This window comes from Bacillus cereus group sp. MG20 (assembly GCF_040459885.1).
GTDB lineage: Bacteria > Bacillota > Bacilli > Bacillales > Bacillaceae_G > Bacillus_A > Bacillus_A cereus.
In genome coordinates this window covers 3424997-3449084 of record NZ_JARVHF010000001.1, presented here as the reverse complement: position 1 = coordinate 3449084, position 24088 = coordinate 3424997, and the positions used below count along the sequence as shown (strand labels likewise).

Genomic DNA, 24088 nt, shown 5'->3' with positions numbered 1-24088 from the left:
CCTCTAATGATTTAGCACCCGACTTAAAAATAAACGGGCTCTTTCTTGTTCAGGGTTTGCAAAAAAGTTCGCCGGTGTTGTATCTTCAATAATTTGGCCATCATCCATAAATAAGATCCTATCTGCTACCTCTCTAGCAAATCCCATTTCATGCGTGACAACGACCATTGTCATCCCTTCTTTAGCCAGTGCTTTCATAACATCAAGTACCTCTCCAATCATCTCTGGATCAAGAGCAGACGTAGGCTCATCGAATAGCATAATTTCCGGCTGCATCGCAAGTCCTCTAGCAATTGCTACCCTTTGCTGTTGTCCTCCGGATAGTTGATGCGGATATACATTAGCCTTCTCCGGGATTCCTACTTTCTCTAAATAAAACATTGCTGTTTTTTCTGCTTCTTCTTTGGAAACTTTATTTACTTTAATAGGTGCTAGTGTAATATTTTGAAGAACCGTTTTATGCGGGTATAAATAAAAATGCTGAAAAACCATCCCGATATTTCGGCGTAATTCATTCATATCTGTTTTTGCATTGTGTACCTCCGTATTTTGTACGATTAATTCTCCGTCGGTAATTGTCTCTAGCTGATTTATACACCGAAGCAACGTGCTTTTTCCTGATCCTGAAGGACCAACTACTACTACCACTTCGCCTTTTTTCACTTGCACATTAATATTTTTCAAAACTTGAAAGTTGCCATAATATTTATTTACGTTACGAAACTCTATCAACATACTCACCCCTTCCCCTAACAAAGCATGTACATTCTTTTTATATTCAAAAACAGTCCCAAAAATAACTTTTAGCTTCAATTTGTCCATAAAAAAAAAGCAAAGAGTTTCCCCTTTGCTTCTTCATTTCTATTCTGTTAAGATACTTCTTCTTTCTTATCTTTCCCGTATTCATGCTCCCAGAAATCAGCATTTTTAATTCCTAATTCCTGCGGATCAAATACTGGATCTTTACCTTCTTTTTTCTGCTTTTCATAGTCTTTTAATGCGATCAATGCTGGTTTTTGTAGTAGTAAAATCGCGATAATGTTAACCCATGCCATAATCCCTACACCAATGTCACCTAAAGCCCATGCTGTTGCAGCTGTTTTTACACAACCATAGAATACGACTCCTAAGAATACAAATTTTAGTACGATGGACATCCAAGGACGGTCTTTATCACGATTTAAGTATGCAATATTCGTTTCTGCAATGTAGTAATACGCCATAATTGTTGTAAACGCGAAGAATAGTAAAGAGATTGCAACGAAACCATTTCCAAATCCAGGGAAAACAGATTCTACCGCTGCCTGTGTATAACCAGGACCCGGCTGTGCACCATTTAATTTATTGACGATAAAGTTTTTTCCGCTTGCATCAAATACGTTATACATGCCTGTAATAATCATCATAAATGCTGTTGCTGAACAGACGAATAATGTATCAATGTAAACGGAAAATGCTTGTACTAACCCTTGTTTAGCTGGATGTGATACTTCAGCAGCTGCCGCCGCATGGGCCCCAGTTCCTTGCCCTGCTTCATTGGAATAAATACCACGTTTTACTCCCCAAGAGATTGCTAAACCAATAATTCCACCAAAAGCTGCTTCTAATGCAAATGCACTTTTTAAAATTAACATGAAAGCATCTGGTAATTTTTCAATATTCATAGCAACAATGACGCAAGCTACTAAAATATAACCAAGCGCCATAAATGGCACTACAACTTGCGCTACGTTAACAATTCGCTTAACTCCACCAAAAATAATAAGCGCTAATGCCGCTACTAATACCGCTCCAGATACAGAAGTATTAATACCGAAAGCTGTTTCCAAACTTACAGCAATACTATTTGCCTGAACACCCGGTAACAGCATCCCCGTTGCAAGAATTGTTGCTGCAACGAATACTAATGCATACCATTTAACCCCTAACCCTTTTTCAATGTAATAAGCTGGACCACCACGGAATTGGCCTTGATGCTTCGTCTTATATATTTGTGCAAGTGTCGATTCTACATAAGCAGAACCTGCTCCTAGAAAAGCTACCACCCACATCCAAAAGACAGCTCCTGGACCACCAAATGCAACAGCCGTTGCAACACCCGCAATATTTCCTGTTCCAACGCGCCCTGATAAAGAAAGTGCTAACGCCTGGAACGAAGAAACACCAGCATCCGATTTTTCTCCTTGAAATGTAAGCTTCACCATTTCTCCTACATGCCTTACTTGTAAAAACCTCGTTCGAATGGAAAAATATAAACCTGCTCCTAAACATAAATAAACAAGTGCTGGACTCCAAACAATATTATTGATCCAACTTACGATAGCTTCCAACATTCCCCCTCCTCTTTTTTATAAAGAATATTCAGAATATATATATAAAATTATAAGTGTATACCGAATCTAGGACAATATTATTTTAATAAAGTAAACATATTTTTGTATAAAAAAACAAAGTACATATTTGTTTTATATACTTTGTTTTGAACTAAATGTATTATATATTCACAATTGCTTCTTTTTTGATAATTCTTCCGTATAGCTCTTCCGATAATTTCAAGAAATTATCAGGCATATCTTTCCCTTTAAACTTCTTTTGAAGCGTTCCATATAAACCTATATCACGTAAGCGTAAAAATAGTGGTAACGATTCATACCAACTATCCGCCAGCCTGTGCTCATATTCGTATCCTTTTCTTAACACTTGTAACTGTTTACGAGCGAATGTCGTCTTCTCCTCCACTGTCCACGGTGTAAAAAGGACCGAGTAATAAAGAACCATTGCCAAATCATGAATGAAGTAATTATAGGCCGCATCATCAAAATCAAAGATTGTAAGCTCTTTCCCATCATAATGGAAATTACCTGGATGAATATCGCCATGCATAAGGCCGAATGTTTCTCTTCCAATTGGAAGAGTCTTTATTTCCCCCATTAATACAGCAGCAACCTCTTTCACTTTCTCATCTTCTAATTCATTAACAATTCCACTTTCGTCTTCTTCCCACGTATCACGGTAGTCTGTTTTAGGATAATCCATTGTAAGGCGATGCAGTTGTCCAATCGCTTTTCCCCACGCTTCAAAATAAGCATTTCCCCAATAAGGCGATTCTTCTCCTTTTACTTGCTCACCTTTTGCATATGTAAATAAGGAAGCGAAAAAGAAAGTCCCATCCTCTGCTGCGATTTCTTCTACAAGATTTTGAGACGTTGAATAAAGAGGTCCTGCTACCTTTGCCCCATTCTCCGCAACATATCGTAAAAAATCTAGTTCAGCCTCTACCTCTTGTTTAGAGCGATGAGAAGAATGTGTTAAACGTAATACGTAATCTTCATCATTATCACCCTTCGCCTTAAAAATATAATTCTCAAAATCTCCAAGTGGCTTTTCTTCCACTGTTACATGAAACAAATTCGCTGCTGTTTTTAAAATCTCTTTTGTAAAAACACGTTCTACAGCTATTTCCATATGTATCCCTCCTATATATCTTCTTAATTCGACACAAATGTGAGAAGTACTGCTATGAATAATCTAAAAACAAAAAAGGTTGATTCACTAAATCAACCTTTACATTATTAAAAGTTTTATTTATCAATTCTTCATCAATTGATTCTCGTATATAACATTTATTTTTATTTCTCTTCACCTTTTGTCTGCATTGAATTGAAAGTCCAATTTAATTTTAATGAATCTCCTTGAAATACATTTTGCTCTGCATTATTATCTACAAATGTGAACATTACATAGAAAGTATCATCATCACCAGGAGCAAGTCCATTTCCTTCTCGGTCTACAACACCTTTTTGTACAAGATCAGGAATACTTCCATTTTGCGTAGATACCTTTAATTCAGATAATGTAGTAGACCAAATTGGAACCTCATTTTTATCCAAATTCCACAAGAAATCAACACGGATATGATCACCAAAATCAGCATTTCCATTATCTCCTTTAGCATCGATTACACTGTAATCTGTCAGGAGTTTCACATCTCCTATTGCTAAAGTTCCTTTGTTTACTAATTGAAAACCACGCTCCATTTCATCACCTGGTTTAATATTATCGACATTAATAACAACTTCAGGATTCACACTCAAATCTAAAGTACCCGCTGCAAAAGTGTTTTGTGACACTTCCTTATCACTAAAATACGCATATGTTCCCCCGCTAATTAAAGATAAGCCAAGTGCTGCAGTTACAACACCCATACCAAGTTTTTTCTTAATACTCATTTCACAAGTCCCCCTATTTTTAAAGTTCAAACTACAAACCTTATTTCCATCCCACAAAATAATTTAAGCAACTACCTTGTCCCACAGCGAAAGTGAACCAAATTTAAACTAGTTACTTCATATATCAAAACGACTATTACTTTTAAAATAACCGGTAATGTTACCGTAAATCATTACCGGTTATTTGTTAGCCAATCTCATTTCATTTACTATTCATTGTCTGATTGCATTATTTACTCTAGAAGTTTGCCCACTTATTTTTTTGGTTCTAAGCCAATAGAGCGTAAGATTTTATCTAATGTCACTGGACCTACATTTTCTTTCGGTTTCTGATTTTCTTTAGCATCTGGACTCTTTTTCAAGAAGTTTTTCTCAATAAAACGAATATCTGTTTCATCTACAACACCATCTTGATTTATATCTCCATCTTTTACAGATACTTTTCCTTTTCCATACGATAAAGCTGCTATTCTAGCATCTTGAATGTCTACCATTTTATCTCCATTTACATCACCTGCAAGGTTATCATCCATGTCAACTCTAAAGTTTTGTCCCACTAATTCACCGTCTTGCACCTTCCCTATTTTTGTTGTTAATTTACTATTTAAATGACCTGGCATTTCTACGAAAATATCATATTCTTTATCGCTTACTGGGACACTATGAATTTCAAATTGCCCGTTATCACCAATCGTTCCTGTATATTTCTTTCCATCCTTGCCAACTGCGTACACTTTTGCTCCTAGTTTTGTATAGTCTTTCTTACCTAAATACCCCTCTTCATTCAAGAAAGCTTCCGGGCCAATATACCCTGTAATCGTTGAATGTTTCGAAACAATAGCAAAAGATTTATCTTTAAACGCAGGAATCTCAATGCCTTCTGATGCAACAGCTTTTGTATAAGAGAACTTCTCTACTCCAAATGCAGTTAAATCATTAAAGTATTCATCGTTCGTCATCTCGAATGTAACATCTAAAAATGGTGTATCTCCATCTAATCCTTTAAATTCTTTTCCTTCTAATGATGCCCCAACTTTCACCTTGTTTTCCCAAGCTCCTTCTTCACTTATCTTCGGATCTTCTAATTTAAGGTTCAGTCCATGTTGTTTTACATATTCCGTAAGTGCTGGATTTGGTTTCACATCTGTAAATTTAAAGAGCTGCTTGTAATAAGGAATTTCAAATGTACCTGACATAAGCTGTTTTACATTATTAAGATTCAAAGTTAATGTAATTTTCTCTCCTAATTTGATTTTATCTTTGTCATAACTTGGAACAGCGTATTCTGTCCCTTCCTTTACAAAGACGTAATCTTTATATCCAGTTGCCATATTCCCTGCAGTTGCAAGATCATATCCAAATAATTTTAAATTTAACGGCTCGTTTATTTCCTCTGGAAGTACTCCAAATTTAAAATCACCATTTGCTTGAATTGTATTCAGCCAACCTGATGGAAAGGCTGAGTTTTGATAATATACAATTTGGTTCGCTTTTTGATCATACTGCAAGCCTTTTGCCTTCAATGCATCTACTGTAGAATCATAAATATTACCATGCACCCATAATGCACGTTGGCCGTCTTCTTCTTTAAACATAGAATCATTGACTTCATGTATACCAGGTTGTACATCCTTAAATTTCATTTCCGGTATAACATTATCAATGATAATGCTATCGCCTTTTGTATACGATTTTCCTTCTTTATCATATCCAACGAAGTTCAATTCGTAATCTCCATCAGGCAACATAACAGGTTTATCCCCAATTGGATGAGCTGGATCTCCTGTGAATGGAAGTACATACCCTCCCATACCAGAAAACATCATATATTCAATATTCGGTGTTAGACTACTTGCATTAAGTGTACCAACGACTCCTAATGCCTTTCCTGTCTTTCGGTCCTTCACAACTGCATCAATAGTTTCAAGAGGACTATTTAGTTTAAATGTCAAAGGCGAACTTGGTCTCTCCATAAACGGATGGAATTTAGATGCATCTGTTGCCATTGCATCTCTCAGTAAATCTACAGACGCAATCCCTTTTTCTGTGAATTTAACTGCAAATGGTACTTGATATACTTCTTTTTCATTGTTTTTATTTGAAATATGAATATAGCCCTCATATCTACCAAATTCAGCGTTTTCTGGAATGATAATTTCAGGGCTAATTTCCTCTGATGTACTAGGAGCTACTTTAATAGAATCTGGTACATTTAGCTTCACACCATTCTTCGCTGCATCTCGCACACCTACACTTGTAGATGAAAACTCTACTTCTAATTTAAACTCTTTTCCATCAGTTTTACTGCTGTTCTTAATTAAGACTTTTCGACTATCTTTAATAGGCCCATTTTCAATTTGATTTTTATACCCAAACGCAATAGAACCTGTTTTTTCTTCAATTTCTACTTCTTCATCATCTACAACGTTTGATGTTTTATCGATAACCTCGATAGATGTATCTGCATGAACTGCACGATATGCATCAATTCGTCCAGAGCCCACCTCAAATACAGAACGCTCTTCTTTTAGGTCAACTGCGGTATTCATAAGTGCTTCTTTTACTTCAAATGGACTATAGTTTGGATGTTCTTGTAAAATAAGTGCCGCTACCCCTGCAGTATGAGGAGTTGCCATAGATGTACCTGACATACGTCCATACGCTACCGGATAATTTTCTCCATCTTTTGGATCATTAATATATTCAGGAACAGTTGAGAAAATAGACACACCTGGTGCTACAATATCTGGCTTAATATCATCTGTTTTAGTTGCAGGACCACGGGAGCTGAAATCAGCCAAGTGATCTCCCTCTGTTTTTATATTACTAAGTTCTCCAAATGCTAACGACACATCTCCTTGTACAGCTTTTGCTTGCAATTTCTCACCATCTACTTTTGTTAAGCGGAACGATGGAATAGATGAAGTACTTTCCCCAAGATAACTTGTAATTTCCCCATCTACATTGTTGTATACAATTACCGCCTTTGCGCCTGCTTCCTTAGCATTTTTAATTTTTTCATCAAATGTAATCTCACCACGTTGGATAAGAGCTAACTTCCCTTTTACATCTTTCCCTGTAAAATCACCTGATTTCCCAAGCCCTGCATATACAACCGATAAGGATTGTCCTTTCAAATCTTCAATCTTATCAGTAAAGCTTTTTCCAAGTAGCATCATCTTATCTACATGTACATCACCTGCATCGGCGGAAAACGTTGGAATATTCACTGCAGCGTCACTGGCTCCAACTGTAATTGGAAGTGCTGCTGCACTAGGTGATCCTATAGTACCTTCTTCCGGACCACTATTACCAGCTGCTACTACTGTAACAACACCTGCTAACATCGCATTGTTCACTGCAACAGAAGTAGGATATAAAGGATCATTAATAGACGCTCCTAGTGATAAATTGATAACATCCATATCGTCTTTCACTGCTTTATCAATCGCAGCAAGAATACCGCTTGTTTGTCCACTTCCATATGGACCTAATACGCGATATGAATATAAGTCTACATCTGGAGCAACGCCCTTCACTGCATAATCCACACTATTCTGTTTGTCTGCAGCAATTGTCCCAGCTACATGCGTACCGTGGGATGTATAATATGCACTTCCCTCATAAATCTCAGGATATCCTCCAGAATTTTGCCAATCCTTATACGTTGTCTCCATTGGATCAGCATCATTATTAACAAAGTCCCATCCTTTTATTGAGTTCGGATCTATTTTAGTTGGATCTTCACCTTGTTTTGCACGATACCCTTTATATGCATCTTTCAAATCCGGGTGGTTGTAATCAATACCTGTGTCTAGTACACCTACCTTAATTCCTTTTCCTGTTATTTTTTCATCATGTAGCTTGTCTACACCAATTTGTGGTACACTATCTGCCATTTTTGGTTCAACAGCAGTCTTAGCTGTTTCTTTCGGCAAATCAATTTTAACCTCATGATCTTCCCATACGCGCTTAACGATACCGGTACGAACTAAGTCTTCGATTATATTTGCTGGTAAAGAAATCGCTACACCATTAAAAGCATTCTTATATTCTCTTGTTATCTTTGCAGATTTTACATTTGTCCCTTTCTCTTTATTCTTTTGAAGCTGTTCAAGCTCTGCTTTAAACCCTTTATGTGATGCCTCTACCTTTTGTTCCGCATTTGAAAGAGCTATCTTTTTCCCTTTAGCCGCTTGTTTTAATACCTCAATTTTGCTAGGCGCTTGCTTAAATTCTATAATCACATTTACATTATTAGGACTTGCTGTATTGATACCTGGCGAAATAACAAAACCTGGTTTTGTATCTAACGTTTTTAAGGCATTACGTTGTTCCTTTGTAAGGCCTTTTAAGATAGCATCTGCATCATCAATTCCAGTTAAAGTAGATGTATTTACCTCTTCCGCTAATACGTTATATGGAATCCCTTGAGACAATAACATTCCAACTGTTAACGTTCCAATAAGAACCTTTCCAAATTTCCCTCGTTTCATATTGCATCTCCCCATTATTAATATTATTTTTTGAAACAAATTGATTCTTAAATTCCCATGTAGCATCGGAAACTCTATCAATCTCAATCTTTTGTATCATGAAAGATTTCCAACGCCACTACCATCCCCATACCTCATATAGCTAACCACTCACTTTACTCTTTTTATAAGAGCCCCCCATCATTTATTTCCAACAAAAGATTTTCATAAAATGAATTATTAACAATATTAAAATGTAATTCTATTTTTATTATTTCACATTTTGATTATTCTGAAAATTAAACAAAAGGAGTATCTTTTCTCTAAGGATTCTATGCCTACATAGTACAAAAGAACTATCTTGTCCTTTATTCTTTGTGATACAGAATAAATCGACACGATAGTTCTTTGATAGATTTCTTATTTAATCTAGCGGAACCAATTGATTTCGAACTGCATAAATCACTGCTTGCGATCGACTTTTCACATTTAGTTTTTTAAAAATTTTATTGATGTGTATTTTAACTGTTTTATCACTAATATATAAAACTTCAGCAATTTCTTTATTACTAAGTCCTTTTACTAGTTCAAAGAGAATTTCCTTTTCACGTTCCGTCAGTTCATTTTCATTTGATTCTACTTTCATTTTTTGCTGATGATATGTAATTAATTTTTTAGTCATACGCGGATGAATAACTGAATCACCTCGATATAACATTCGAATTGCTGCTACTACCTGCTCTGATGAGGAATCCTTCAATAAATAACCATCAGCACCGGCCTGAAGTGCATCCATTAAATACTCATCATGTTCATACATTGTAAACACAAGTACTCGGCAACTCGGATAAATTTTTTTCACTAACTCTGTAGCTTCAATCCCATTTTTCCCTGGCAGGTTAATATCCATCAAAATACAATCTGGTCCGCATTCTTCTACTTTTCCCAATACTTCATCCCCAGAGCTAGCTTCTCCAACCACTTTCATATCAGATTCATCTTCTAGTATGCTCCGAATTGCATCCCGTAAAAAAGCATGATCATCTACTACTAATATTTTAATCATTTTACGCACCCCTTGTTTGTGAATCTGGAATTAACAGTGTAATTTCTGTCCCCTTTCCTATAGAACTATCAATCTGTAAAGTAGCCCCTAATTGGTCAGCTTGTTCATTCATATGTAATATACCATAATGTGGCTCATTCTTTGTTTTAACCATAGACTCAAATAGTGAAAATCCAACTCCATTATCCTTAACCCTTAAAAGAACGTGTTCACTTTGATAACTGAGTAAAACATCAGCCTTTTTTGCTTGTGCATGTTTTACAATGTTTTGCAAACTCTCTTGTAATGTATCAAATATAACTCTTTCTTTTGAAAAACTAAGCGCACGTGCATGACCTCTTTCATGATAGGTAATGTCTAGTTCATATTCTCGTTTTAAAGATTTTATTTTACTTGCTATTGCCTGCTTAAGGCCTAATTGTTGTGTCGGATATGGTTTTAAAGCATAAATAGAATAGCGAACTTCTCCTAGACTTCCTCTTAAATCTTTTATGCTTTTCTCAACTACTTGCTGCATATCTTTTGGTTTATCATGGTATTTTTTCCGTGCGGATTCTAGTTGGAATATTACCCCCGCTAATGTTTGCGCAATACCATCGTGAATTTCACGGGCAATTCTATTTCTTTCTTCTAAAATCATTCTTTTTTTCTGTTCAGAAATCAATATCCTTGTTTTAACAACGTTAGCTAATTGGTTAGAAAATGTAGCTAACGACTGTACATCTTCTGGAAAGAAACCCGCATTTCTACTTTTCCCTGCAACAAACATTCCGACTAATTCATCATTTACTATAAGAGGAAAATATACAAGTGAGCGTATAACACTATCAAATATTTCATCTCCAGGAGCCGTACCAATTTTCCAATCATTAAATACAAGATTTTTAGAAAGTTTCTCAAACGCCCTTAATATTTCTGAATCATCAGAAATATGAGAGCGCACTTTCCCATCTTTTAATAGAATACTCCAGTTCCCATCATCTTTTGTCCATATTACATATGCTTGTATGCCAAAAAAACCTTTAAGTGCTTGTTTAATATGTTTCAAATTTCCTCCAGTTAATCCTCGACTAATTTCGGTCGTAATAAGAAATAACTCATATAATCGTTCCTTCTCCATCCTTATCCGTACAGAAAAAGAACTAATAACTGAAGCTGCTACAAGTGGAAAAAAGAAAAACAGTACTGTAATCTCGTTTATTTCCACACTATATATACTAATTAATACATGCATCAGGGCCGCATAAGAGAAACCAAAAGTTTCGCAAAGAAATACCGTTACAGTTTTTTTATACCACTGATATATTGAATATGGCTGTGGAAGAAGTATCATCAACAAATCGTAAAAACGATTGTTGAAAAAACAAAAAAACACGCAAAATAATAACAAAGATATTAAATTTTCATATAGAACTGACATAACTATCTTATTAAGTAATAAGGACATACATTTGTTTGAAAACCATTCGGCCAAAATCAAACTAAGTGCATGCTGAGTACTATTAAATAACATTCTTTGTATCGGTGAACGACGATGCAGGTGAATAATTAGCGTTACGAGTACAATAGCAGTAATAGTTATATGGATTCCAAACTGCCAACTCATAGCATAGATTATCGGAAAAGTAAGCGAGCTAGTTCCTCTCCAAAATCTTACAGGAAAATACTCTGCAATCCCCATAAATAGTAACAACATTATTAGTATTGTTGAATGAGAAGGGATTTTAATTTCAAGTAAAGATATAGTTATAGTAACCAAACCAAGAAAAGAAATAAAATAAAGATAAGAACTAGCAATCTTTTCTCTCATAAAGATAGAATTTACATCCTTCAAAACAACCCCTTCTTTCTTTATAAAAACTTCATTTTCCCTATTATCCAATAAAAAACCGGCACTGGCAAAATGGAAGAACATCCACTAGCCAATCACCGGCTGTGTACTGTACCTAAAAAGGCAAGACACAATACTAGTATTATAAATCGCTTTTCTTAAATTTCCTATTCATCAAATGATGTAATTATGCATCCCGCTAGATTTACTCTCCTATAGTACAAAAGATATATATTAATATCGCAAATATATACGTTCTTTCCATTTCCCTACTTTTCTAAAAAATCCAAGCATAATTTTCTCACAAAAAACAAAAATTAACAGAAATAATTTCAATGTAAAGGAGATGGAAAGTATGACCGAACAGAAGCACTCACAACAAGATAATAACAAAAAGCATATGTTTCCATCACTTCCGGAAAATATTAATTACATTGAAAATAAGCTATGTCACTCAGATGATATAAAAAAATTAGATGTCCCTTTTCAAAACGGAAAAGGAACAATCTTATATATCGAATCTTTAGCAGACCCAAATTTGATTCACCAATTAGCTCTTGAGCCTTTATTAACTCGGTCGGATTTGGCTTTAGATAAAGCTTTTGCCACATTAAATATGAAAAAAGAAACAAATTTAAATTACGGTGTGCAGCTTTTATTACAAGGAAAATCATTATATTTTCATGAACACGTCGACAGTTTTTTTATTTTCGAAACAGCTTTATCTTTAAAGCGAGATATAGCAGAGCCTGATAATGAAGGGATTGTGCGCGGTCCACATACTGGTTTTGTAGAGGATCTAGCAACTAATTTAGCTTCGATTCGTAAGCTCATAAAAAGTCCAAATATCGTCGTTAAATATTTCACACTTGGTGAAGAAATGCATACGAAAGTGGCAATTGCTTATATGCAAAACATAGCGAATGACGATTTAGTTACAGAAGTAAAAAGAAGGTTAGAAACGATTAAGACAGATGCACTTATGTCTCCGGGATATATACAAGAATTTATAGAGGATACGTCTTTCTCACCATTTCCACAACAATTAAATACAGAGCGACCAGATAGAACTGTCGCTAATTTAATGGAAGGCCGAGTTGCTATTTTATCTGACGGAGATCCAACAGCACTTATCGTTCCTGTTACGTTATTCGCTTTCTATCAATCACCAGATGATTATAATAACCGCTGGATTGTTGGATCTTTCGTCCGAATGATTCGCTTAGTGAGTTTCTTAATTGCTTTTCTCTTACCAGCTATATATATCGCAACCGTAGCCTTTCATCCTGATGTATTGCCGCTTGAACTTGTGTATACAATTAAAGCTTCATTAGAGAAAGTACCACTTCCTCCTATTTTTGAAGCTCTCTTAATGGAATTAATCTTTGAATTATTACGGGAAGCTGGTATTCGCTTGCCAAGCCGAGTTGGACAAACAATCGGTATTGTAGGTGGTTTAGTAATTGGTGATGCAATTGTAAAAGCTGGACTTGTTTCTTATACGATGATCATTGTTGTAGCTTTAACTGCCATCTCATCTTTTCTCGTTCCATCAAACGATATGAGTTCAGCAGTTCGAATTCTTCGTTTTCCATTAATGATTCTTGCTGCTATATTCGGATACGTCGGAATATCATTCGGTCTAATTATAACTTTCGTTCATTTATGTCAATTACATTCATTTCATACGCCATATCTTTCTCCTGTTGCCCCGATGCGGATAAAAGATATGAAAGATTCTTTTGTAAGACTTCCAATTTGGTCGTTTTGGGAACGACCACATGATCCAAAACCGAAAAAAATGCAACGACAACATGTAACGAGAGAGGATGAGGACGGTGACAAACACGCAAAGTAAAATTTCGCTCGTTCAATTTACCTTTTTCGTTATTCAATGCCAAATCGGAGTTGGTATCCTTTCTCTACCTAACCGTCTTCACCCAATAGCAAAAGGTGGTGGATGGATTTCCGCGCTCATCGCCGGGCTTGCGATTCAGCTTATTATTTTACTAATGTGGCTTTTCTTAAAACGATTCCCTGATGCAGATATGTATGAAAGTGTTTGTATGCTATTTGGTAATAAGTTTGGAAAACTATTAGGCTTTGCTTATGTTTTTTATTTTACGCTTATCGGTATGACAGTTATGTTGAATGCTTGTAATGTCATTAAAGTATGGATATTACAAGCTACTCCTTGGTCTGCCATTCTCATGCTATTTACGATAGCTTGCTGCTATATAGCCTATAATACATTTAAAGTCATCGTACGATTTTATGTCATGGCCTCTATCCTCATTATTCCAATGGCCCTTTTAATTGCCCTAGGGCTTTCCCGAGCTGATTTCTCTTATATTTTTCCAATTACAGAAGCCGGCTGGTGGAATATAATTCAAGCATCCAAGGAAACAATTACAGCCATGTATGGTTTTGAAATCATTCTTATCGCTTTTCCAAAAGTAAATGGCAGTTCTGTCGCAAAACTGAAGGCCATTTCTATCGCTAATGGATTTGTAACACTTTTTTATACTTTTACTGTTTGGATTTGCTTTATCGTATTTAGTCCAAAACAAATTGAGCTTATTCCAGAACCAGTTGCTTACTTATTACGTTCCTTACATATTGGGATTATAGACCGGACGGATTTACTATTCATTCCCATATGGATGATAACAGTTGCAGCTTCTATCGCTAGTTATTATTGCGCTGCTTCAATCGGAGTGGGACATATATTCAATCTTGCTAATCATAAAAAAGCTGTTCCAATCATTGGTATTATTGCTTTTAGTGTAGCCTTATTTATAGATACACCTGAAGAATTAAAAGTAATCTCAACTTTCACTGATAAGTTCACGTATATTTTTATTGTTGTCCTCCCTCTTTTATTTCTACTTTATTCTGTGATACGAAATAAGAAAGGAGAACAGTATGTTCACAAGAAAAGTTAAATTACTTTCTATATTATGTGCTAGTTCCCTCCTTTCTGGCTGTTGGGATCAAGAACCATTAAGGGAAGCAAGGTTAGCTTATAGTATTGGATCTGATATTACGGAAGAGAATAAACTCCAGCAAACAATCGAGCTCGTAAAAAGTTCAAGCGGAGAGCAATCTTCATTCGAAAATGAAATACATTCAGCAACGGGGCATAACATAAGGGATACAAGCGATGCCCTAAAAAAAAATGTGACTGGGAATATTCGTTATTTTAAATATGGTGTTCAATTACTAGGAACCAAAATTCTAAAAAAAGGTATATTACCTTATTTAGATGTCAGCTTTCGGGACCCAACAAACCCAACTGCTTTAGTAAAACTTATTGCAGTAGATGGTGAAACATCCGAGATACTAGAAAAAAAGAAAGTAGGAAATTTACTAATTGGAGATTTTCTAAAGAAAAAAGTGAAAAGCTTAGAAGATATGAGTGTATTTCCAAAAGAAACTTTAGAGACAGCTGCTACAAAAATGTTAGATCCCGGTAAAGACTTTACCCTCCCTTCTATAAAAATAAAAGGAAAAGAAGTGATTACAAACGGTCTAGCTTTATTTAATAATGATAAATTAACTGGGCATTTACCTTTGAAACAATCTGTTTTATTCGTATTATTAACTGGAAAAATGGGAACAAGTGCCCGTATAACCCAAAAGCTTACTAGCGATGAATCAGAGAAAACATCTGATTATTTAACAATGGAAATTAGCAATCGAAAGTTAAAACGCGACTTAAAAATAACAACAGATAAAAAAGGAAATGTTTATGCTCACATTAAGCTCCAACTAAAAGTTATAGCGCTTGAAGCTCCGAGAGATAATCTTTACAAAATGGATGAAAGAAAAAAACTAAATAAAGAATTGTCTAAACAACTTACGAAAGAAGCTAAAAAGATAACGAAAAAGTTACAAAAAGCAAACTGTGATGCTTTCGGTATCGGCAGACACCTTATCGCCTACCACCCTGACTTATGGAAGAAGAAAAATTGGAATAAAGATTATGCAAAAGTAAAATTCAAACCTGAGGTAGAGGTAAACATTTTGTACAGTGGTGTCCTAAAATAAAAGGTTGTATGCCCATGCGGCATACAACCTTTTTATTTCGTATATCGATACACAATTGATTCATATGGTCTTAAGCTAAGTTTTGTAATATTCTTGCTAGCATCTTTATAATTCGACAGTAGTATTTCTTGTTTCATTCCATCTAATTGAACTTGCGCTGGTACAGAGTACGTTATTTCTTCTCCGTAGAAATTATTTATAGCAAGTAGTACTTCACTTCCTGTAGTACGAGTATATGCCCAAATTTTAGGATCATTTTTATCCAAAATAGCATATTCTCCTTCTGTAATTACATCATATGTTTTTCTAAGTTCTATTAACTTTTTATAATGATAAAATACGGACTCTTTATCTTCTAAGGCCTTCTCTACGTTTATTTCTTTAAAGTTTTCAGCCGCTGAAATCCAAGGTGTACTTGTTGTAAAACCACTGTTCATCTCTTCATTCCACTGCATTGGAGTGCGCGAGTTGTCACGAGATTTTTGCTTTAAAATCCCTATAATCTCTTCTTTTGATAGCCCTTCTTTTAGCTTTATATCGTATATATTTAACGATTCCACATCACGATATTGCTCGATGGACTCAAATTTAGGATTCGTCATACCGATTTCTTCCCCTTGATAAATGTAAGGCGTTCCTTGCAGCATGTGCATGGCTGTCGCTAACATTTTTGCAGATTCGTTTCGGTACTTCCCGTCATCACCAAAGCGTGACACGATGCGAGGCTGGTCATGATTACACCAAAATAACGCATTCCATCCTCCGCCTTTTTGCATTTCAATTTGCCAGTTAGACATAATCTCTTTTAATTTAATAAAATCAAACTCTGCTTTCGTCCACTTATCACCATTCGGATAATCTACTTTTAAATGATGGAAACTAAACGTCATGCTTAATTCATTACGCTCAGGATTAGAATATTTAATACAATTATCAATTGTCGTAGATGACATTTCTCCAACTGTAATTACATCTTTTCCTTCAAAAACATTTCGGTTCATCTCTTGTAAATATTCATGAACACGCGGACCATCTGTATAATACTTGCGTCCATCACTTGTCGCAGTACTACCTTCATCGTTTAAGAAGCATTGGTCTTTTGAAATTAAGTTAATGACATCTAATCGGAATCCTGTTACTCCTTTATCCAGCCAAAAACGCATCATATCATATACTTCTTCACGAATTTTTTCATTTTCCCAATTTAAATCAGCTTGTGTTTCATCAAATAAATGTAAATAATATTGCTCCGTCTTCTCATCATATTTCCAAGCAGATCCACCAAACTTAGACTGCCAATTATTTTTTTCATCACGCCAAATATAGTAATTACGATATGGACTATTTTTATCTTCCTTCGCTTCTTTAAACCACTTATGTTCAGTCGAACTATGATTTACAACAATATCAAGCATAATCTCAATGTTACGTACTTTCGCTTCCTCTAAAAGTTCTTCAAACTCTTCCATCGTTCCGTAAGATGGATCAATGCTGTAGTAATCACTTACATCATATCCATTATCATTTTGTGGTGATTGGTATATCGGTGTTAACCATATATAATCCACTCCGAGTTCTTTTAAATAATCTAGTTTCTCTGTAACCCCTTTTATATCACCGGTTTCTCTATTGTAATAACTATTAAAGCTCTTCGGATAAATTTGATAGACTACACTTTTATGCCAATCCTTCATGTTTAACTTCCTCCTACTTCTGTTTGACTCTTTTTGCAAATAACCATGTTAAAGTAAATGGGATTACAACTGCAATAATCATTCCGACAATAAACATTGGAATCGATTTCGGAATGATAGAAATAAATGCTGGTAATCCGCCAATTCCGATAGCAGGTGCTAATACACCATTTAATGTAATGAATATCGCTGCCACAGCAGACCCTATAATCGCTGCATAGAACGGGAACTTATTTCGTAAATTCACACCAAACATCGCTGGTTCTGTAATACCGAAGTATGCTGAAATGGCTGATGTTGATGCCATACTTTTATCATTTTGATTTTTAGAAATCCAGAACATCGCAAGTGCCGCACTACCTTGCGCAATGTTAGAAAGAGCGATCATCGGCCAAATAAATGTACCGCCATGTTGTGCAATCAATTGTAAATCAATTGCAATAAACATATGATGCATACCTGTAATTACAAGCGGTGCATATAACGCTCCAAATAATACTGCTCCAACTACTGGTACTGTTTCATATACACCTACTAATCCTACTGTTAATAAATCTCCAATATGACGTGTAACCGGACCGATAATTCCTAATGCTAACACACCTGTCACAACGATTGTTGTAATTGGTACAACTAATAATTGAATTGCATTTGGTACATGTTTCTTTAAGAAAATTTCCACTTTACTTAATACAAATGCTGCTACTAAAACAGGTAAAATTTGTCCTTGATATCCTACCTTCTCAATTTGGAACAGTCCTAAAATATTGAAGTACTCAATCTTTTGACCCTCTAAACCAGTCGCTGCTTTTCCATAGTCCCAAGCGTTTAATAAGGCCGGGTGCACAAGCATTAATCCCATAACAATCCCTAGTATTGGACTACCACCAAAACGCTTCGTTGCTGACCACCCGACAAGTGCTGGTAAGAATACGAATGCTGTATTGGCCATCATATTAATTAAATCCCAAAGCCCGCCTAAGTTCGGATAAACATCTAATAAATTTTTCCCATCAAAAAATAAGTCCTTTGCCCCTAATAGATTGTTAATACCCATTAGTAAACCAGCTGTTACTATCGCTGGTAATATCGGCATAAATACATCCGAAAATATTTTCACAAACTTTTGAGCTGGATTTAACTTCTGATTTCCAGAGTCTTTTACGTCAGCTACAGTCGATTCTTTCATACCTGCAAGCGTTATCAATTCAGCGTAAACACGATCTACATCCCCTGGACCAATTACAACTTGAAATATACCAGCGTTATGAAATGCTCCTTTCACTAATGAAACAGACTGTAATTTATCATTATCTATTTTACTTTCATCTTTTAAAGCGATACGGAGCCTCGTCACACAATGTGCAGCTTGTTCAATATTGTCTTTCCCACCAATATACTGCAACACTTCCTCTGCTGTTTTACGATAGTCTTTCCCCATATTCCCGTCCCTCTTTTCTTTATTTGATACCGTTTACAATTACATATTAACTCGTATATATAAGTTAGTCAACACTCGTATATACGAGTTTGTGTTTTTTTTATAAAAAAAAGAGATGAAACAATATTTTGTTCCACCTCTTTACTTCCTGCGTGCCACATCCGAAAAGTGAAAAATATCTAAACGGTGGCGTGATTCTGTATATTCAAACTGACTTCCATCATACAAATGTGTAAAGTTTTTCACAACGACAACATAGTCTGTTCCATTTAAATCTAAATACTTTCTGTCATCCTCTGTACATGGCTGTACTTCAATTACCCTCTGCGAATAACTAATGTGTAGCCCAAGCTCTTTCTCGATGTATTTATAAATCGATGCTGTTGCAATTTCTTTCGTTAATCCTGGAATAAACTCAGATACAAAATGATTTATATCTAAAATTACTTTTTCTCCATCAATATTTCGTACACGTTTAATATGGTCAATCTCTGTTTTTTCTTTTACATTTAATAATTTCGCAATTTCTTTTGTGGCTTTTTCTTTGCCCATTTCCACAACTTCTGTAATACAATGACGTCCTAAACGTTCATTTTCTTCTTGGAAACTTACAATACCGCCAAAATTAAATTCAATATTCTTTCGCTTTAAAACAAAAACACCTTTTCCATGAATTTTTTGCACATATCCACGCTCTTGCAGTAAATCTACCGCTTTTCTTACCGTTCCTCGGCTTGCCCCATACTGCTTCATTAATTCTGTTTCTGATGGGATTTTGCATCCCTCTTTTAATTGTTTATTATCAATAGATTTACTGATTTCTGTATAAATTTGTTCATACTTACTCATCATCTACAATAGCCCCTTGTCACCTTCTAATTCTATATGTATTATAACATGCTTCACTCTTCTGCCAATCTCTCACTTATTTTCCAGTACAAGAAAAATATAGGTAAATATTTAATCTTTAAAACGTATTTTTATAAAAATTTTTATATTTTTCTTTTCATTCAAAAAAACATGTAGTATACTAACTTCAAAATCAGAGGAGAAAGGGAGCAAAGAACTATGCTTACTTATACAACAACTGTAGTTACATTTGCACAAAAACATCATCATCATACGTAACCCTTGAAACCTAGCGGAAAAATTACGCGTAGGTACAAGGGTTATTCCCGTTGTACCTACGTTAGGCAAAGAGCCATGTAGGTATTTTTTATCTACATGGCTCTTTTTTTATTGTCAAAAAGCTAGTAAAAAATGATGTTTAAGCAAAACTTACTACAAAGGAGTTAACAAAAATGGAAACGAAAAAATGGGGATTATGGGTTTTAACAGCATTTGTTATCGGGAATATGGTTGGCGGTGGCGTATTTATGCTTCCAGCAAATTTAGCACAAGTATCAGGTCCGATGGGTTCTACACTCGCATGGAGTATTACAGGACTTGGCGTATTTATGATTGCACTTGTATTTGGAAATTTAGCGATTCGGAAACCAGAATTAAAAGCTGGACCACAAAGCTATGCTCAAGCTATGTTTCCTTCAAAAAAAGCTGGTAAAGTTGCAGGATATAGCATGGCATGGGGATATTGGGCTGCTAACTGGGCTGCAACAGCATCTGTTATTATTTCCTTTGCTGGATATTTATCAACATTCTTTCCAGTTTTACAAAGTAAGCAAATTCTTTTTTCAATAAATGGATTTTCACTGGAACTCGGAAAAGGATTAACTTTCCTCGTATGTAGCCTTATGCTTTGGGGAATTCAATATATTCTTTCTCAAAATATTGATCGAGCTGGAAACATGAATCTACTTACTACCATTGCAAAAATTATCGGATTTACAATGTTTATTGTAATTACATTATTCATTTTCAACGCCTCTAATTTCGGAGACGGTCAAACCTTTATGAATGAAGCAGGACAATCAATCTCATTAGGTGGACAAATCAATTCAGCTGCTATTGCAACACTCTGGGCATTTATCGGTATTGAATCAGCAGTTATGCTTTCTAATCGTGCAAAATCACAGCGCGATGTAAAAAAAGCTACGATTTTCGGATTAATTATCGCTCTTCTTATTTACATGTCAATTACTTTACTTACAATGGGAGCTCTTCCGCAAGATGCTTTAAAAGAGTCTCAAAAACCTTTAGTAGACGCATTAAATTTAGCAATTGGAAATAAAGGTGCATATATAATGGCTTTACTCGCTCTTATATCTTTATTTGGATCTACAGTTGGCTGGATTGTTGTTAGTTCAGAAGTACCTTACCAGGCAGCAAAGAATGGACTTTTCCCTAAGTTTTTCGGGAAAACAAATAAAAAAGGTAGTCCTTCAAAATCATTATTGATTACAAATGTAATGACGCAAATCTTCTTATTTTCAACGATTTCTGGTACTGTTTCAGAAGCGTATAGTTTCGCTATCGTCGTAGCAACATTAGCCTATTTAATTCCATACCTTGTTTCTACTCTGTACCAATTCAAACTGGTTATTACAGGAGAAACGTATGATATAATGCCTGGTTCTCGAATAAAGGACGGGATCATCACTACATTAGCATTTGTATACTCAATTTGGGTTATCAAAACAGGAACTGCTGACTTAAAAACGTTCTTCTTAGGAATTGGATTGTTCGTATTAGGTCTTATTCTTTATCCTGTACTAATGAAAGACTCACAAAAAACGGATTAAATAAAGAGAAGCTGCTGGCTTCTCTTTTTTATTAAAAATCTGTAATTAACTTTTCTTTTAGCTCTCCTACAGATAAAGGTTTCGCATAATAAAATCCCTGTACATAATCACAGCTCATTGATTGTAACAAACTCTCTTGCTCTACTGTTTCTACCCCTTCAGCAACTACTGCTAAATTTAAACTATGAGCAATTTCAATAACGGATTTTACAATCGTTCGTTCTGGTTGTGCGTGATCATAATGAAATTCACGAATAAAATTACGATCAATTTTTACAATATCCAGTGGTAGTTGTTTTAAATAATATAAGGAAGAATAGCCAGTTCCGAAATCATCCAAAGCAATTAAAACACCCATATTTCTTAATTCTTGTAATGTAGCAATAATATAATCAAAATGGCGAACTGCAATACTTTCCGTTATTTCCAATATTAAACGGTTCGGAGGAAAACCAGTCCTCTTTAAAATGCTACGTACAGACAAAATAAAACGTTTCTGCATTAATTGTTGTATAGATAAATTCACAGATAACTTTAGTCCTTCTTGGTAATTTGGCAATGTTTTAAACAATCGGCATGACTTTTCTAATACCCAGTCTCCTAGCTTTATAATAAGTCCAGACTCTTCAGCAACAGGGATAAATTCGCTTGGTGAAATAGGTCCGTCTTCTGTCATACAACGTACTAGAGCTTCTATACCAGAATATCTCTTCGTTTTCAAATCAATAATAGGCTGCAATGCTACATCTAACTCTTCATCACGAATTGCCTTTTGCAAAGCAAACTCAACTTTCATTCTACGATTTATTTTCGCGCGTAGCTCATCTGTAAAGAAACATGCAGCATTTCTCCCCTGTTCTTTTGCACTATACATAGCTAAGTCGGAGTTTTTCAATAACGTTTCCACGTCTTTTCCATCTTGTGGATAAGAACAAAGTCCTAGACTAGCTGAAATGTATACTTCATGGCCTTCCAGCATAAATGGTGCCTGAAAACATGACAACACAGATGTCGCTAACTGACTCATATCATCTTGTCTATGATTTTTTGTTAACAGCACAAATTCGTCGCCACCTAGCCTAGCCAGAACATCTTTCTCTCCTAGTACATAATGCAACCTTGAAGCGACTTCGCTTAAAAGTAAGTCCCCTATCATATGACCTAACGTATCATTTACTAATTTAAAACGGTCCAAATCAAAGTAAATCATACCAAATTCTTTTTTATCTGCAATCAATTTATTAACGGTCGTTATTAATTGCAAACGGTTCGGCAAACTCGTTAAAGCATCATGATAGGCAAGTTCCCTATAACGACTTTCACTTAGCCGCAACCTCTGTTCCGCTTCTTTTCTACTACTAATATCATTTCGGATTGCGATAAACTGGTATGGCTCTCCTTTTTCATTTAAAAATGGAACAATTGTTGTTTTGACCCAATAATATGTACCATCTTTCGCTCGATTCCGAATCTCACCTGTCCATACTTTCCCATTCAAAATACGTTTCCATAAGTTTTGAAAAAAGGTTTTCGGATGATGACCTGAATTTAAGATACGGTGATCTTTTCCAATTAATTCTTCTCTTTTGTATTTAGAGATTTCACAAAATTTATCATTTACATATGTAATAAGACCTTTTCGATCTGTAATTGCAACAATTGAAGACTCATCTAATGCTAACTTTAAATCTCGCAATGAAGAGTCATATAATGCATGACCTCTCTGTTCTAGCATGCGCATCTCTCCTTGCTTCTATCTGACTAAAACACAACCTGTTTCTCTTCATAGAAATAGAGACATTTCATTTTCTAATACTAGCCCATTACATAAATTATCTTTTTAAATAGACCGATTAAAATAACATAATATTATTTGTAATAAAAAGCAATATTATACCGTTCCAATTATAACTAGTAGCTTCTCATCTCCCTAATTATTTCGCGCCTTATTATACTGCAATCCCTTTAAGTGGCTCTATGCAAGCCTTGTTTCCAACTAATACCACTCACATCTGATCTCTTTGTTTTTAATAACGAAATAGAAATTAGAACATACTACATAACTATTCACGAATAATAATATAAAACTCTACATCAATGTATATGTTTTTGAATTACAATAACAAAATATTAACATATTTTCACCTTAATTTTGGAAGTATTTTATAAATAAATACCGTATTAAACTAAAAAAGAGGATAGCCTCTTTTTTAGTTTAATACGAATATGGTATTTGCTGATAACCTGGGTATGGCATTGGATACGTTACAGGGTATGGTGATGGATAAGCTACTGGATATGGAGCCGGATAATATCCTCCACTTGTTGCACCTGTTAATGCACCCGCTGTCAGTCCGCCTAACACTCCTCCTGCAAAGCTTCCAGGGAAAAATCCGCCTCCCCATGAACTACCACCACCCCAGCCCCAGCCGCCTCCGTGATGATGATGGTGATCATAGTGATTGTGTCCTCCATGGTGATGATGTCCGCCGTTATGATTGTGTCCTCCATGATGATTCCGATAGTACAATCCATTATTTTCTATATAATTCATGTTTCTCCGCTCCTTTTTGATTTTTTCATTTTCATATGCGTTAAGAGTG

Annotated in this window: 15 protein-coding genes and 1 pseudogene; 4 read left to right on the top strand and 12 right to left on the bottom strand. The window is 35.2% G+C overall.

The annotated features are described in order from the left end of the window. Window positions 1–3: 3 nt before the first annotated feature. The 7 genes and pseudogenes from QCI81_RS17590 to QCI81_RS17560 all read right to left on the bottom strand — a co-directional run bounded on the left by QCI81_RS17590 (window position 4) and on the right by QCI81_RS17560 (window position 11604). Window positions 4–925 (bottom strand): annotated as a pseudogene (locus QCI81_RS17590) (amino acid ABC transporter ATP-binding protein). Further along, window positions 870–2330, bottom strand: a complete 1461-nt coding sequence (locus tag QCI81_RS17585) for an alanine/glycine:cation symporter family protein (protein WP_023521044.1) — start codon at window positions 2328–2330, stop codon at window positions 870–872. Before QCI81_RS17585 ends, QCI81_RS17590 begins: the two are co-directional and overlap by 56 nt. Before the next feature lie 163 nt (window positions 2331–2493). Further along, window positions 2494–3465 (bottom strand): phosphotransferase enzyme family protein, encoded by a 972-nt coding sequence (locus tag QCI81_RS17580; RefSeq protein ID WP_053565255.1) that lies wholly within the window; start codon window positions 3463–3465, stop codon window positions 2494–2496. A gap of 164 nt (window positions 3466–3629) precedes the next feature. Continuing rightward, entirely contained in the window at window positions 3630–4229 is a 600-nt protein-coding gene (locus QCI81_RS17575) for a TasA family protein (protein ID WP_000023370.1), read from the bottom strand. A gap of 254 nt (window positions 4230–4483) precedes the next feature. After that, the gene (locus QCI81_RS17570; RefSeq protein WP_071732230.1) at window positions 4484–8725 is read right to left on the bottom strand and encodes a S8 family serine peptidase; all 4242 of its coding nucleotides are present in this window, start codon (window positions 8723–8725) and stop codon (window positions 4484–4486) included. A gap of 403 nt (window positions 8726–9128) precedes the next feature. Then, window positions 9129–9770, bottom strand: coding sequence for a response regulator (locus QCI81_RS17565; RefSeq protein WP_000590668.1), 642 nt, complete (start codon window positions 9768–9770; stop codon window positions 9129–9131). Between the two features lies 1 nt (window position 9771). Continuing rightward, window positions 9772–11604, bottom strand: coding sequence for a GAF domain-containing sensor histidine kinase (locus QCI81_RS17560; protein ID WP_002182443.1), 1833 nt, complete (start codon window positions 11602–11604; stop codon window positions 9772–9774). 352 nt (window positions 11605–11956) lie between these two features. Between QCI81_RS17560 and gerKA the strand changes: the two genes are divergently transcribed. Genes gerKA through gerKC form a run of 3 tightly spaced genes read left to right on the top strand, consistent with a single transcriptional unit; the run spans window position 11957 to window position 15651 of the window. Then, entirely contained in the window at window positions 11957–13459 is a 1503-nt protein-coding gene (gene gerKA / locus QCI81_RS17555) for a spore germination protein GerKA (RefSeq protein ID WP_071732231.1), read from the top strand. After that, window positions 13440–14546 carry a GerAB/ArcD/ProY family transporter gene (locus QCI81_RS17550; RefSeq protein ID WP_061456776.1) on the top strand — a complete coding sequence of 369 codons (1107 nt, stop codon included), beginning with the start codon at window positions 13440–13442 and terminating at the stop codon, window positions 14544–14546. The genes gerKA and QCI81_RS17550 overlap by 20 nt, the downstream gene beginning before the upstream one ends. Next, on the top strand, window positions 14527–15651 hold the full coding sequence (gene gerKC, locus QCI81_RS17545; protein WP_071732232.1) for a spore germination protein GerKC: 1125 nt from the start codon (window positions 14527–14529) through the stop codon (window positions 15649–15651). The genes QCI81_RS17550 and gerKC overlap by 20 nt, the downstream gene beginning before the upstream one ends. A gap of 32 nt (window positions 15652–15683) precedes the next feature. Here the strand turns inward: gerKC and treC are convergent, their stop codons facing one another. From treC to treR, 3 genes are all read right to left on the bottom strand, one after another. Then, window positions 15684–17345 (bottom strand): alpha,alpha-phosphotrehalase, encoded by a 1662-nt coding sequence (gene treC / locus QCI81_RS17540; RefSeq protein ID WP_071732233.1) that lies wholly within the window; start codon window positions 17343–17345, stop codon window positions 15684–15686. Window positions 17346–17358: 13 nt separating this feature from the next. Then, window positions 17359–18786: a PTS system trehalose-specific EIIBC component gene (treP, locus tag QCI81_RS17535; protein ID WP_000513942.1), complete on the bottom strand. Its 1428-nt coding sequence runs from the start codon at window positions 18784–18786 to the stop codon at window positions 17359–17361. A 141-nt stretch (window positions 18787–18927) separates the two neighbouring features. Beyond that, window positions 18928–19638 (bottom strand): trehalose operon repressor, encoded by a 711-nt coding sequence (gene treR, locus QCI81_RS17530; RefSeq protein ID WP_071732234.1) that lies wholly within the window; start codon window positions 19636–19638, stop codon window positions 18928–18930. Window positions 19639–20087: 449 nt separating this feature from the next. Between treR and QCI81_RS17525 the strand changes: the two genes are divergently transcribed. Next, a complete protein-coding gene (locus QCI81_RS17525; protein ID WP_353810862.1) occupies window positions 20088–21485 on the top strand; it encodes an amino acid permease in 1398 nt (465 codons plus the stop codon). Window positions 21486–21516: 31 nt separating this feature from the next. Here QCI81_RS17525 and QCI81_RS17520 read toward each other — a convergent pair whose 3' ends face one another. Next, a complete protein-coding gene (locus tag QCI81_RS17520; protein ID WP_071732235.1) occupies window positions 21517–23220 on the bottom strand; it encodes a putative bifunctional diguanylate cyclase/phosphodiesterase in 1704 nt (567 codons plus the stop codon). A gap of 480 nt (window positions 23221–23700) precedes the next feature. After that, window positions 23701–24039: a hypothetical protein gene (locus tag QCI81_RS17515; protein WP_001106382.1), complete on the bottom strand. Its 339-nt coding sequence runs from the start codon at window positions 24037–24039 to the stop codon at window positions 23701–23703. Window positions 24040–24088 lie beyond the last annotated feature (49 nt).